The following is a 12,386-nucleotide window of genomic DNA, read 5'->3' on the forward strand; positions in this document are numbered from 1 at the left end:
CGCGCGACGTCTTCGATCGACTCGCGGCCGCCGAACGCGACGTCGGGCAACGGCTCGATCACGTCCCCCCCGAGCTCGCGGACGGCGATGACGAACGTCGAGCGCGTGCGCAGCGACGGCTTGTCGAAGAGCAGCGCGACATGGCGGCCGGCGAGCGGCGCCTCGTGCGGCCGCTGGCTGCGTCGTGCCGCCTTCATCGACGCCGCCAGCGCCAGGCAGGACTCGAGTTCCGCCGGCGTAAGGTCCAGCACCGAGAGGAACTGCGACGGCTGCCACGGGGAGACCTCGACGCTCATGTTCGATACTCCGCGTTGATCCTCACGTAGTCGGCGCTGAGGTCGCACGTCCACATGCGCGCCGCGCCGGGGCCGCCGGTGCCGAGATCGACGTGCAGCCGCACGTCGGTGCCTTGCAGATGCGTCGACGCGAGCGCCGCCCGCTCGTCATACGGCCGGCCCGCGGCGAACAGCTCGACGTCGCCGATGCGCACCCGCGCGCGCTCGAGCTCGAAGCCGACCCCGGCGCGTCCGGCGACGGCGATCAGGCGCCCCCAGTTCGGATCGGCGCCGTGAACGGCCGTCTTCACCAGCGGCGAGTTCGCGATTGCCCGCGCCGCCTGCTTCGCTTCCGACGCGCTGCGGCCGCCGGTGACTTCGACCGTCACCAGCTTGGTCGCCCCTTCGCCGCCGCGCACGATCCCGACGGCAAGCGGCTCGCACACGCCGCGCAGGGCCTCGACCAGCAGGTGGAAATCCGCCTCGCCGATCGCGACCCCGCTGGCGCCGTTCGCCAGGGCGAACACGCAGTCGTTGGTGGAACACTCGCCGTCCACCGTGATCGCGTTGAACGTCACGTCCGTCACCGAGGCCAGCGCCCGCTGCAGCAGCGCCGGCTCGACGCCGGCGTCCGTCGTCACCACCGCGAGCATCGTGGCCATCAGCGGCTCGATCATCCCGGAGCCCTTGGCGATGCCGCCGACGCGGAAGGTGCCCGCCGCGGTCGTCACTTCGACCGCCGCCTCCTTCGGGAACGGATCGGTCGTCATGATCGCGCGCGCGGCGGCGGGGCCGCCGTCGCGCGAGAGTGCCGCCTTGGCGGACTTCAACCCGTCGACCACGCGATCGCGCTCCAGCGCCACGCCGATCACGCCGGTCGAGGCGATCAGCGCCTGCTCGGGAGCTGCGCCTGCGGCCCCTGCCGCCGCGTCCGCCATCGCCTCGGCGGTGGCGTGTCCGTCAGGTCCGGTACAGGCATTCGCGCAGCCGCTGTTGATGGCGACGACGCGGGCGCGTCCGCCTGACGCGGCGAGCCGAGCCTTCGACACCACCACCGGCGCCGCCTGCGCCTTGTTGGTGGTGAAGACGGCCGCCGCCGCCGCGGGCGTGTCGCTGACAATCACCGCGAGATCGAGCGCGCCGGTCTTCTTGATGCCGCAGGCGATACCGGCGGCGCGGAATCCCGCCGGCGCCGACACGCTTCCCTCGACGGCCTTCACGGCCAGTTGCGCGACGTTCATGCCGTGACGGGGAGGAGCCGCAGACGCTCGACGCTCGCGCGCGGCCCCGAGATTGCGCGCGCCGGCGGTGCCGTCTGCTCGAGCCGCAGCCCGGCTCCGGCGCGCAGCGCCAGCGACACGGCGTATTGACCGCAGTGCCGGAACTGGCTGCAGCCCACGCAGTCGAGCGCAATCTTCTCGGGGAGCCACACGTGCGGCACGATCGAGAACCCGAGGCGGATGAAATGCGCCGGCTGATGCGTGAACGCGCACAGCGTGACATAGCCCAGCTCGCGGGCGCGATCGGCGAGCGCGGTGACCAGCGCCACGCCGGTGCGCTGGCCGCGGCTTGCTTCGTCGACGACCAGCGAGCGCACTTCGGCGACATCGGCGCTGAGCGGCGCGAGCTCGGCGCAGCCGATCACGTCGTCGCCGCTCACCGCGACGATGAAGCGCTCGGCGTGGGACTCGACGTCCTCGAACGTTCGCGGCAGCAGGTGCCCGACGCTGAGGTTGGCGGTGATCAGGTTGTGGATGGCGGCCGCGTCGGCCGCGATCCCCGTGCGCAACTGAATGTTCGTCGTCATCGAGCAGGCGCCTCCACCGCGGACGCAATTGCCGCTTCGAGCAGCGGCAGGGCTTCGTCGAGTTCCGCTTCCGTGATGACGTAGGGCGGCAGCAGCCGGATCACCGTGTCGGAGGTCCGGTTGACCAGCAGGTGCCGGGCGCGTGCGGCATCGACGACCGCCGCCGCCGGACGATCGATCTCCAGGCCCCAGATCACGCCCGCGCCGCGCACGTCCTTCACCGCCGGTTGGCGCGACGCGATCGCCTTCAGCCCGCGCTCCATCGCCGCGCCGACCTGGGCGACGTGCTCCATCAGGCCGTTCTGCGTCAGCTCGTCGAGGAACACGAGCGCGGCGCGGCAGGCGAGCAGGTTCCCGCCGTACGTGCTGCCGTGATCGCCGGGCCTGGCGGCGCCGGCGACGCGGTCCGAGAACAGCGCCGCGCCGATCGGCACGCCGGCGCCGAGCGCCTTGCCGAGCGCCATCAGGTCCGGCTGCAGACCGAGCGCGTCGCTGTAGAACGCGCGTCCCGTCCGTCCGAGCCCGCACTGCACCTCGTCGGCGATGAGCAGCGCGCCGGTCCGGCGGCACGCCGCGGCAATCGCATCCGCGGCGGCCTGCGGCAGCGGACGCACGCCGCCCTCTCCTTGTATCGGCTCGACGATGACCGCGGCTGTATCCCTGGTGATCGCCGCGGCGATGGCCGACGGATCCGAGGGATCGACGAACGTCACACCGGGAATGAGCGGCGCGAACGGCGCGCGGTAGTGCTCGTCCCAGGTGACCGAGAGCGCGCCGGCGGTGCGGCCGTGGAACGCGTGATCGAAGGCGACGACGCTGGTCCGCGGGGTGCCTTGCGCGTGCCAGAACCGCCGCGCGAACTTCAGGCAGGCCTCGACCGCTTCAGCGCCGCTGTTGCAGAAGAACGCGCGCGGCAGTCCGGACAGCGCCGCCAGCCTCGTCGCCAGCTCCGCCTGCAGCGGGTGGTGGAACAGGTTCGACGTGTGCAGCAGGGTCGCCGCCTGCTCCGCGATCGCGCGGGCCAGCCCGGGATGCGCGTGGCCGAGCGACGCCACGCCGACGCCCGAGATCAGATCGAGGTAGCGCTCGCCGTCGCGCGTGAACAGCGCGCACCCCTTGCCGGACTCGAAGACCACCGGGGCGCGGCGATACACCTGCAGGACGTGCTGCGCGTCGAGCGCGATCGGATCGTGTGAAGTCATTGTCAGCATGTGCACAGCCCGGTCAGCATTTCGTCAGCTCGCGTTCCGACGTCCCGGCAATCGTCGTCCCGCCAGCAGCCTCGTAGTCACCCGCGCGGCCGTCGACGATCCGCACCCGCCCGACGCCGCCGTCGAGCGCCGCGAGGCACGCCGTCAGCTTCGCGACCATGCCGTCGCGCGCGGTGCCCGCCGCCACCATCGCCTGCGCTTCGCGGGCGTCGAGCCGCGGGCACGTGACCCCCGCCGCGTCGAACACCCCCGCCGTCTTCCCGGCCACGATCAATTCCCCTGCGCCGGCGGCGCGCGCCAGGTGCGACGCCAGCGTGTCGGCATTGACGTTCAGCAGGCGGCCCTCTCCGTCGATGCCGACGCTCGCGATCACGGGCACGTATCCGAGCTCGAGGAGATCGATCAGCAGCCGCGCCGGCGCATCGTCGCGCGGCACCCCGACCAGCCCGAGATCCGCGATCGTGCCGGCGGTCGTCTGCAGCGGCGCGGCGAGGTCCGACAATCCGAGGCCTGCGTCCGCGCCCGTCAGTCCCACGGCCTTGACGCCCGCCCAAACGAGCGCGGCGACCAAGGCGGTGTTGATCCGTCCCGCGAGCACCGCGACCACGGTGTTCAACGTTTCGGCGTCGGTGATGCGCAGGCCGTCGACGAAGCGCGGCGACTGGCCGCGCGCCTTCAGATCGGCGTCGATCGCGCGCCCGCCGCCGTGGACGACCGCGACCGGACCGGCGGCGGCCAGCGCGGCAATGCCGCGGGCCGCGACGCGCAGGGCGTCGGCGTCCTCGAGCAGCTCCCCGCCAAGCTTGACGACCTTGATCAATTGAGCCCCAGCTCCTCGTCGAATCCGAAGGCGACGTTGAAGTTCTGGACCGCCTGGCCGGCCGCCCCCTTGACGAGGTTGTCGATGCACGACACCAGCACGATCTGCCGCCGCGCCGCGTTCACCTTCCAGCCGATGTCGCAGTAGTTCGTATGCGCGACATGCTTGATCTCCGGCAGGTCTGCGCCGGTCAGGCGCACGAACGGCGATTCCGCATAGGCCTCGTGCATCACCGCGCCGATTGCCTGCTCGCCGGCGCCCGGCGCGAGCGTCGCGTAGATCGTCTCGAGGATCCCGCGATCGATCGGCAGCAGGTGCGGCACGAACGTCACCGCGGTCCCCAGCTCCTGCTCGATCTCCGCCGCGTGGCGGTGATTGAAGACGCCGTACGCCGAGAGGCTGCCGTGGCACTCGCTGAAATGGGTCCGCTCCGACGGCGTCTTGCCGGCGCCCGATACGCCCGACTTCGCGTCGATGATGATCGGCGCTCCCGAGACGTCGAGCAGCCCCGCCGCGAGCAGCGGCTGCAGGGCGAGGATCGCGGCGGTCGGGTAGCAGCCGGCGCACGCCACCAGCGTCGAACCGGGCAGACGGTCGCGGTAGCGCTCGGTCAAGCCGTAGACGACCGCCGGCGATGCGTCCGGCGTATGCGGATACCACCGCCGGCGCAGTTCGGCGTCACGCAGCCGGAACGCCCCCGACAGGTCGAAGACGCGCTTGCCGCGGGCCACCAGCGGCGGCGCGATCTCCGCCGCGGCGTGATCGGGGAGCGCGAGAAACACCGCATCCGACGCCTCGGCGAGCGCCTCGACGTCCAGGCCGTTGACGGGCGCATCCCACAGGCGCTTCAGCGCCGGGACGACGCGGGGCGGCGAACCGGGGCTGCCCATCGCGGCCGCCAGCGTGGCGCGCGGATGCCGCGCGAGCAAACGCATGAGCTCGACGCCGGTGTACCCGGTCGCTCCCGCGATGCCGACCCGCACCCCGTCGGTATAAGTATTCATCAACTTGTTTGAATATACAGGACAGGTTTTCTCCAGTCAACAAGTTAGGTGGCGTTCCCCTATGCATTCTGTGTATAATGCTCCGTCCGGCTGAATAGTTATGAAGTCCTACCGGCAGCAGCTGGTGCTCGAGCTCATCGACAGGGAACCGATCACCAGCCAGGAACAGCTTCGGGAGCGGCTCCAGGCGCGAGGGATCCAGGTGACGCAGGCCACCTTGTCCCGCGACATCCGCGACCTCGGGCTGGTGAAAGCGGCTGCCGACGGGGCGTACAAGCGGCCGTCGTCGGGGGACGCGGCCCCCCCCGGCCCTGATTCGCTCGCGGTGCTGCGGCGGTCCGTCGCCGGCGCGCTGCGGAAGTTCGACGTCGTCCAGCAGCTCGTCGTGCTCAGGACCGAGTCGGCGCAGGCGTCGCCGCTCGCCGAAGCGATCGACCGCGCGCACCTCGCCGAGGTCGTGGGCACGATCGGCGGCGAGAACACCATCCTGGTGATCTGCCGCGGCGAAGCCGAGGCGCAGGCGTTCACGCGGCAGCTCGACGCGTGGGTCAGGGGGGAAGCATAGACATGGAACGCATCGTTCTCGCCTATTCGGGCGGTCTGGACACGTCCGTCGCCATCGCGTGGCTGCGTGAGAAATACGGCGGCGAGGTGATTGCCGTCACGCTCGACATCGGGCAGGGGCGCGAGCTGACCGACGTCCGCGAGCGCGCGCTCACGGTCGGCGCGACGCGGGCGCACGTGCTGGACGTCCGCGACGAGTTCGCGCGCGACTACATCCTGCCGGCGCTGCAGGCCGGTGCGCTCTACGAGGATCGCTATCCGTTGTCGACGGCGCTGGGGCGGCCGCTGATCGCGCGGCGCCTGGTCGACGTCGCGCGGATGGAGGGGGCGACCGTGATCGCGCACGGCTGCAACGGCAAGGCGAACGACGAGTTGCGGCTCGAGCTCGGCGTCAAGGCGCTCGATCCGTCGATCACCGTGCTCGCGCCGGCGCGGATCTGGGGGATGACCCGGCCGCAGGAGATCGAGTACGCGCGCGCGCGCAGGATTCCCATTCCGTCGGCCGCCGACAGTCCGTACACGATCGACACCAACCTGTGGGGGCGATCGATCGAGCGCGGCGGCCTCGAGGATCCGTGGCAGGAGTCGCCGGAAGACATCTACACCCTGACGCGCTCGCCGCGCGACTGCCCCGACGAACCGGCCTACGTCGAGATCGAGTTCGAGTCCGGCGTCCCGGTCCGCGCCAACGGCGTCGAGATGTCGCTGATCGAACTGATCGAAAGCGTCGAAACGATTGCCGGGGCCCACGGCGTCGGCCGCATCGACATGGTCGAGAACGCCACCACCGGCGGCAAGTCGCGCGAGATCTACGAGGCGCCCGCCGCGGTCGTGCTGCACACCGCGCACAGCGAGCTGGAGAAGCTCGTGATCCCGCGGGATCTCGAGCGGCTGGGGCACGATCTCGGCCGCGCCTATGCCGACCTGGTTTACAACGGGCGCTGGTTCTCCCCGACGCGCGAGGCGATCGACGCCTTCATGCGGGCGATCCAGCCGCGCGTCACCGGCGCGGTCCGCTTGAAGCTGTTCAAAGGGGACTGCCGCGTCGTGGGCCGCCGCTCCCCGATGGCTCTCGAGGCGCCGGCGGCCCCGCCGGCCGCGACGGCCGAAACCACGGTTCACTGATGGCGCATCTCTGGTCAGGACGTTTTGCCGGCGATCCGGACGCCGAGCTGTTCGCGTTCGGATCGTCGTTCCGGTTCGATCGCCGCTTGTTCGAAGACGACGTGCGGGGCAGTCTGGCATGGGCGGGGGGCCTGGCGCGCGCCGGCGTGCTGTCGGGCGCCGATGCCGCGGCGATCGACCGCGGCCTGCGGGAGATTCTCGACACGGCTGCCGCCGATCCCTCGTTCGTCAGCGAGGCGCACGGCGACGAGGACGTCCATGCCTTCGTCGAACGCGAGCTGGTGGCGCGGATCGGCGACGCCGGGCGCCGCCTGCACACCGGCCGCTCGCGCAACGAGCAGGTCGCGGTCGACCTCCGCCTCTACCTGAAGCGCCGCATTCCGGCGGTTCAGCGGGAGCTCGCCGCGGTGGCGGGCAGCTTCCTCGCGCTGGCGGATCGCGCCGGCGAGGCGATGATGCCGTCGTACACGCACCTGCGCCGCGCGCAGCCGGTGCTGGTCTCGCACTTCCTGCTGTCCCACGTCGCGTCGCTGCGGCGCGACGTCGATCGCCTCGCCGCCGTGCTCGCGGAAGCGGACGAACTGCCGCTCGGCTCCGGCGCGATCGCCGGCACCGCCTACCCGATCGACGTCCGCGCGCTCGCCGACGCGCTCGGCTTCAGCCGCATCGCGCGCAACAGCATGGACGTCAGCGGCGATCGCGACTTCGTCGCGTCGTTCCTGCACGCCGCCTCGCTCGGAATGGTGCATCTGAGCCGGATCGCGGAGGACTTCATCCTCTTCACCTCCGAAGAGTTCGGCTACTTCGAGCTCGCCGACAGCGCCGCCACCGGCAGCAGCCTGATGCCGCAGAAGAAGAATCCCGATCCGCTGGAGCTCGTACGCGGCAAGACCGGCCGCGTCGTCGGCCACCTCGCGGGATGGCTGGTGACGATGAAGGGGCTGCCGGCGGGCTACAACAAGGATCTGCAGGAGGACAAGGAGGCGCTGTTCGACGCGGAAGACACCTGGATCGCCTGTCTGCGCGCCACTGCCAGCGTCGTCGGCGGACTGCGGCCGCAGGCGGTCGTGACCGGCCGCGCCGCTTCCGGGCTGCTGCTGGCCACCGACGTCGCGGATTACCTCGTCGCGAAAGGGCTTCCGTTCCGCGACGCGCACGAAGTCGTCGGCGCCCTGGTCCGCCGCCTTCTCGCCGAGCATCGATCGTTCGAGGATCTCAGCCTGCAGGAATGGCGGCAGCACTCGCCGTTGTTCGCCGAGGACGTGCGTCAGGCGGTCACGCCGCTCGCGTCGATCGCCAAGAAGCAGACGCCGCAGTCGACCGCACCGGATGCGGTCGCCGCGGCGCTCGCCGATGCGCGGAACTGGGTCGCCGGCTTCAGAACTTGAACGACACGCCGACCGACCCGCGCCAGAAGTTGAAGTCGCTCAGGCCGAGACCGGTGACGTTGTCGCTGCTGCCGTTGAAGGTGCGGAAGTAGCGCACGTCGCCGCGCAGGCCGACGTTGTCCGAGAAGAACCCCATCACGCCGCCGCCGACGTCGAAACCGAAGTCGTTTTTCGTCTGCGCGTCGAAGAAGTCCGCCGCGTCGCCGACGTTGCTGCGGATCAGGCCGACGCCGCCGACGACGTAAGGACGAACCGAGCCGCCGCGCTGCCCGCCGATCGGAATCCCGATGATCGCATTGGCGGTGAGCGTCGTCACGTTGCTGTCGTTCGCCAGGTCGAATTCGGTGCCGGTCGTGCCGGTCTCGAAGAAGTTCGGCGAGTAGCCGAAGTCGATCTCGAAGCCGACCGCTCCGGCGCCCATCGAGGCGAGCGAGAAGCCGTAATCGATCTTCTTCTCGAACTTGTCGGAGAAGGTCGCGCCGCCGGCGCCCTGGAGATCGGCGGAGCCGTTGAAGTTCCAGCCCACGAACGGGGTGAACACCCAGTCAGCCGACGCCGCCCGGGGCGTCGCGGCAGAGATCGCCGCGACCATTCCAGCTGTAACAAGCCATTTACGCAAAGACATCTACAACACTCCTCTCACTGCTGCGCGATCGGAGTGCAAGCGATGTGCCCTTGGCCGGCTACGGCCGACGTGGCGCTACACGGACGAGGCGGCGGACTTCAACAGTTCCCACGCGCGGCGCACGTGCGCTTCACGCGTCGCGAGATTGCCGATGGCGAGCCGCAGCGTGTAGCGGCCGTCGAGCCGCGTGTGCGAGAGGAAGACGTCGCCCGACGCGTTGACCGCGTCGAGCAGCCGCGCCTGCTGCCCGTCGGTCGCGTCGCGCAACCGGAAACAGACGACGCTGAACGGCACCGGCGCGACGCGCTCGAAGCGATCGCTCGCGTCGACCCAGGCGGCGAACATCCGCGCCAGCCGGATGTGCTCCGCCAGCGCCGCACGCAGGCCTTCGGCGCCGAAGTGGCGGAGGACCATCCACAGCTTCAACGCCCGGAACCGCCGTCCGAGCTGGATGCCGGTGTCCATCAGATTGCGGACGCCCGCGTCCCCTTCCGCCGTCTTCAGGTACTCGGGCGTGAGCGCGAACGCCTGACGGAGCACGTCCATGCGGCGGCAGTACAACACGCTCGCGTCGAAGGGCGTGAACAGCCACTTGTGCGGATTCACCACGAGCGAATCCGCGAGATCCGCCCCGCGCAGCATCCACTCGTAGCCCGGCACCATCGCGGCGACGCCGGCGTACGCCGCGTCGACGTGCAGCCACACCCCCGTCCGCTGACAGATCGCCGCGATCTCCGCAACCGGATCCACGCTCGTGCTCGACGTCGTGCCGACGGTCGCGACGACCGCGAGCGGCACGCGGCCGGCGCCGCGATCGGATGCGACCGCGGCGGCGAGCAGATCGGGGCGCATCCGGAACTCCGCGTCGGCCGGGATCCGGATGACCGCGTCGTGGCCGAGACCGAGCAGGATCACTGCCTTGTCGACGGATGAATGCGCGTGCTCGCTGCAATAGACGCGCACGCCCGCCGGCTGAAAGCGTCCGGTGAGCCCTCTCGCGCGCACGTCGGGCAGCGCCGCCTCGCGCGCGGCAGCGAGTGCGTGCAGCGTCGAGATCGAGGCGGTGTCGTAGATCACTCCCTCGAAGCGCTCCGGGAGCCCGAGCAGCCGCCGCAGCCAGGCGAGCGACACCTCCTCGAGCTCGGTCGCCGCCGGAGACGTGCGCCACAGCATCGCCTGCTGATTCAGCGCGGCCGAGAGGAACTCGGCGAGAATCCCGGGCGCGCTGGCGGTGATGGCGAAGTAGGCGAAGAAGCCGGGATGGTTCCAGTGCGTCAGGCCGGGCACGATGACGCGCTCGAAATCCGCGAAGATGTCGTCGAACGATTCGCCGCGTTCCGGCGCGTCGCGCGGCAACGCCCCGCGGATCTCGCCCGGGCGCACCCGCGCCAGCACCGGGAAGCGCTCGGGACGTTCGAGGTAGTCAGCGATCCAGTCGGCGAGCCGGTGGGCCTGCTGTCGGAAGTCTTCCATCATCTCGGGGCGTGTCCCCGAGCCGGATCGTATCGCGCTCAGCGGCAGACGACGGTGGGGGGCGGTTCCCACGATCCGGGGCGCAGCTTGCCGCCGAACCCCCAGTAGACCGGTTCCGCCTTCACGCAATTCGCGGGGACCGGCACACGCGCCTTCACCAGGCCTTGATCGGTCGGCAGGACGGTCGTGACCGTTTCGTGGCGGCCGAGGCCGCGCGACCGCGAGGTGGGCACCGGGACATAGACGGGTACGGCGACCGGGACGGGGTACACGGCCGGTGCGGGTGCCGGTGCCGGCGGCGCCGGGTCACGGTGCTCGATGACGATGACGTCGGGCTGCCGCGGCTCCTGGACTGGCGCCTCCGCCGGGGTGGACGGTTGGGGCTGGGTGCTCCGGCCGCTGCGAATCAACGCCACGATGACCGCCTCGCTGACGCCTGCGGCCTTGAGCTGCTTCAGCGTCGCGGTGTCGACCGTGTAGACCCGCCGGTCCACCTCGATCAACGCGATGAGCACGTCGTCGCCGAGCCCGGCCTTGGACAGCTCCATGAGGTCGCGGATGGTAAGTGCCTCGGCGCGGCCGGAGGCGAGCAGGAGGACCGTGAGCAGGGCGGCGAGGATGCGGCGCATACTCTTCTATAGTGCAATAAGACCGCCAGTCGGTTGGCCAGGCGGGCGTGATTTTTCGCGCGTTGCGGGCCGCCGCCGGGTCCTGTGCCGAGGACAGCAAGTGTCCCCGCCGAATGGCGGATCGATCCGTGACCCCTTAGAATGACGGTGTTTTTGCGGGGTACGCCCCTTGCTCAACCGAGGGGCACAGGAGTTAGTCCGATGTTTTCCAGACCGCTGGCGTTTGTTCTGCTGGCCCTCGGATGCGTCACGGCCGCGGCAGGCGGCGCCTACGTGGCGACCCGACAGAACGCGACCGAGCCGATCCCGGCCGCCAAGCTCGAGGCGGCCGTTCCGGCGGGGGGCTCCAATGCCGCCGCCGCACCGGCGTCGCCGACCCAACCCGTTGCCGAAACCGAGGCCGCGGTGAGCAGCGCGAAGCCCGCCGAACGTCCCCTCGCGGAGGCCGAGAAGCCGGCCCGCGTGCCGCCGCCGCCGGCGGCAAAGCCGCGTGAGGCGGCTGCGCAAAGGCGTCCGGCCGCGGTCACGCGCAGCGCGCGCACCGACACCCCCGCCGAGCGCACCGTTCCGTTCGGCAGCGGCACTCCCGCGCCCCAGCCGCCGGCGCCGGCCGCGCCTGCCGCGGCCTCCTCCGCGCCGGCCTTCGAGCCCCCGCGTCCGGTCGAGCCGCAGCCCGCCGCGGCACCGGTACCGCAGTTCGAGGAAGTGATCGTCCCGGCGTCGGCGGTGATCGGCCTGCAGCTCGAGTCCACGCTGTCGTCCGAGCGCGCCCGGGTCGAGGATCGGGTCGACGCGCGCGTCACCCGCGACGTGCTCGCCGCCGGCCGTGTGGCGATTCCCGCGGGATCGCGTGTGCTCGGATCGGTGACGCTGGTCGAGCGGGGCGGCAAGGTCAAGGAGCGGGCGCGGCTCGGCGTCCGTTTCCATACGCTGGTGCTTGGCGATGGCAGCGAAGTGCCGCTGCAGACCGAAGCGATCTACCGCGACGGCGAATCTCCCGCCGGCGACAGCGCGAAGAAGATCGGCGTGGCGGCGGTGGGCGGCGCGATTCTCGGCGGCATTCTTGGCGGCAAGAAGGGGGCGGCGATCGGCGGCGCCACCGGCGCGGGCGCCGGAACCGCGGCGGTGATGACGGGCGACCGGCAGGCGGCGCAGCTGCGCGGCGGCGAGATCGTCACGGCGCGGCTGTCGTCGCCGGCGACCATCACCGTGGAGCGCCGCTAACATCGGGCCATCGGATCATCGGATCATCGGGTGATCGGGCCATCGGATCATCGGGTGATCGGGTGATCGGGTGATCGGGCCATCGGATCATCGGGTCATCGCGCGATCGCTCGATCACCCGATCGCCCGATCGCCCGATCACCCGATCGCCCGATCACCCGATCACCCGATCGCCCGATCGCCCGATCGCCCGATCGCCCGATCACCCGATCGCCCGATCGCCCGATCACCCGATCGCCCG

The 12,386-nt window shown here is 71.0% G+C and carries 13 protein-coding genes; 4 read left to right on the top strand and 9 right to left on the bottom strand.

Features of this window, described 5'->3' with window-relative positions; translation table 11 throughout:
- From VFK57_23415 to argC, 6 genes are all read right to left on the bottom strand, one after another.
- Positions 1 to 296, bottom strand: a 296-nt coding sequence (locus VFK57_23415) for a hypothetical protein (GenBank protein ID HET7698685.1), incomplete at its 3' end; no start/stop codon positions are given.
- Positions 293 to 1,516, bottom strand: coding sequence for a bifunctional glutamate N-acetyltransferase/amino-acid acetyltransferase ArgJ (gene argJ / locus VFK57_23420; protein HET7698686.1), 1,224 nt, complete (start codon positions 1,514 to 1,516; stop codon positions 293 to 295). The genes argJ and VFK57_23415, both read right to left, overlap by 4 nt.
- Positions 1,513 to 2,082 (bottom strand): GNAT family N-acetyltransferase, encoded by a 570-nt coding sequence (locus tag VFK57_23425; GenBank protein HET7698687.1) that lies wholly within the window; start codon positions 2,080 to 2,082, stop codon positions 1,513 to 1,515. Before VFK57_23425 ends, argJ begins: the two co-directional genes overlap by 4 nt.
- The gene (locus VFK57_23430) at positions 2,079 to 3,284 is read right to left on the bottom strand and encodes an acetylornithine/succinylornithine family transaminase (GenBank protein HET7698688.1); all 1,206 of its coding nucleotides are present in this window, start codon (positions 3,282 to 3,284) and stop codon (positions 2,079 to 2,081) included. The genes VFK57_23425 and VFK57_23430 overlap by 4 nt, the downstream gene beginning before the upstream one ends.
- Positions 3,285 to 3,306: 22 nt before the next feature.
- Positions 3,307 to 4,113, bottom strand: a complete 807-nt coding sequence (gene argB, locus VFK57_23435) for an acetylglutamate kinase (protein ID HET7698689.1) — start codon at positions 4,111 to 4,113, stop codon at positions 3,307 to 3,309.
- On the bottom strand, positions 4,110 to 5,117 hold the full coding sequence (gene argC / locus VFK57_23440) for an N-acetyl-gamma-glutamyl-phosphate reductase (GenBank protein ID HET7698690.1): 1,008 nt from the start codon (positions 5,115 to 5,117) through the stop codon (positions 4,110 to 4,112). The genes argB and argC overlap by 4 nt, the downstream gene beginning before the upstream one ends.
- A gap of 100 nt (positions 5,118 to 5,217) precedes the next feature.
- Here argC and VFK57_23445 point away from each other — a divergent pair, with 100 nt between their 5' ends.
- From VFK57_23445 to argH, 3 genes are read left to right on the top strand one after another with little or no spacing between them, the layout of a single operon-like run.
- Positions 5,218 to 5,682 carry a hypothetical protein gene (locus VFK57_23445; protein ID HET7698691.1) on the top strand — a complete coding sequence of 155 codons (465 nt, stop codon included), beginning with the start codon at positions 5,218 to 5,220 and terminating at the stop codon, positions 5,680 to 5,682.
- Positions 5,683 to 5,684: 2 nt separating this feature from the next.
- Positions 5,685 to 6,806, top strand: a complete 1,122-nt coding sequence (locus VFK57_23450; protein HET7698692.1) for an argininosuccinate synthase — start codon at positions 5,685 to 5,687, stop codon at positions 6,804 to 6,806.
- Positions 6,806 to 8,194, top strand: a complete 1,389-nt coding sequence (gene argH, locus VFK57_23455) for an argininosuccinate lyase (GenBank protein ID HET7698693.1) — start codon at positions 6,806 to 6,808, stop codon at positions 8,192 to 8,194. The genes VFK57_23450 and argH overlap by 1 nt, the downstream gene beginning before the upstream one ends.
- Here the strand turns inward: argH and VFK57_23460 are convergent.
- The 3 genes from VFK57_23460 to VFK57_23470 all read right to left on the bottom strand — a co-directional run bounded on the left by VFK57_23460 (position 8,184) and on the right by VFK57_23470 (position 10,921).
- Positions 8,184 to 8,819: an outer membrane beta-barrel protein gene (locus VFK57_23460; protein ID HET7698694.1), complete on the bottom strand. Its 636-nt coding sequence runs from the start codon at positions 8,817 to 8,819 to the stop codon at positions 8,184 to 8,186. The two genes, argH and VFK57_23460, sit on opposite strands and share 11 nt — an antisense overlap.
- Before the next feature lie 75 nt (positions 8,820 to 8,894).
- Complete coding sequence (locus VFK57_23465; GenBank protein ID HET7698695.1) at positions 8,895 to 10,292, bottom strand: pyridoxal-dependent decarboxylase; 1,398 nt, start codon at positions 10,290 to 10,292, stop codon at positions 8,895 to 8,897.
- 38 nt (positions 10,293 to 10,330) lie between these two features.
- Positions 10,331 to 10,921: a hypothetical protein gene (locus VFK57_23470; protein ID HET7698696.1), complete on the bottom strand. Its 591-nt coding sequence runs from the start codon at positions 10,919 to 10,921 to the stop codon at positions 10,331 to 10,333.
- Between the two features lie 201 nt (positions 10,922 to 11,122).
- Here VFK57_23470 and VFK57_23475 point away from each other — a divergent pair, with 201 nt between their 5' ends.
- A complete protein-coding gene (locus VFK57_23475; GenBank protein ID HET7698697.1) occupies positions 11,123 to 12,145 on the top strand; it encodes a TrbI/VirB10 family protein in 1,023 nt (340 codons plus the stop codon).
- Positions 12,146 to 12,386 lie beyond the last annotated feature (241 nt).

Source organism: Vicinamibacterales bacterium (genome assembly GCA_035699745.1).
In the GTDB taxonomy this organism is placed as follows: Bacteria; Acidobacteriota; Vicinamibacteria; order Vicinamibacterales; family 2-12-FULL-66-21; genus JAICSD01.

What these genes read in the sequence shown, in the direction of transcription:
- argC (HET7698690.1), bottom strand. Translation starts at nt 5,117, where the DNA reads ATGAATACTTATACCGACGGGGTGCGGGTCGGCATCGCGGGAGCGACC.
- VFK57_23460 (HET7698694.1), bottom strand. Translation starts at nt 8,819, where the DNA reads ATGTCTTTGCGTAAATGGCTTGTTACAGCTGGAATGGTCGCGGCGATC.
- VFK57_23470 (HET7698696.1), bottom strand. Translation starts at nt 10,921, where the DNA reads ATGCGCCGCATCCTCGCCGCCCTGCTCACGGTCCTCCTGCTCGCCTCC.
- VFK57_23450 (HET7698692.1), top strand. Translation starts at nt 5,685, where the DNA reads ATGGAACGCATCGTTCTCGCCTATTCGGGCGGTCTGGACACGTCCGTC.
- VFK57_23445 (HET7698691.1), top strand. Translation starts at nt 5,218, where the DNA reads ATGAAGTCCTACCGGCAGCAGCTGGTGCTCGAGCTCATCGACAGGGAA.
- VFK57_23475 (HET7698697.1), top strand. Translation starts at nt 11,123, where the DNA reads ATGTTTTCCAGACCGCTGGCGTTTGTTCTGCTGGCCCTCGGATGCGTC.
- argJ (HET7698686.1), bottom strand. Translation starts at nt 1,516, where the DNA reads ATGAACGTCGCGCAACTGGCCGTGAAGGCCGTCGAGGGAAGCGTGTCG.
- argH (HET7698693.1), top strand. Translation starts at nt 6,806, where the DNA reads ATGGCGCATCTCTGGTCAGGACGTTTTGCCGGCGATCCGGACGCCGAG.
- VFK57_23465 (HET7698695.1), bottom strand. Translation starts at nt 10,292, where the DNA reads ATGGAAGACTTCCGACAGCAGGCCCACCGGCTCGCCGACTGGATCGCT.
- VFK57_23425 (HET7698687.1), bottom strand. Translation starts at nt 2,082, where the DNA reads ATGACGACGAACATTCAGTTGCGCACGGGGATCGCGGCCGACGCGGCC.
- VFK57_23430 (HET7698688.1), bottom strand. Translation starts at nt 3,284, where the DNA reads ATGACTTCACACGATCCGATCGCGCTCGACGCGCAGCACGTCCTGCAG.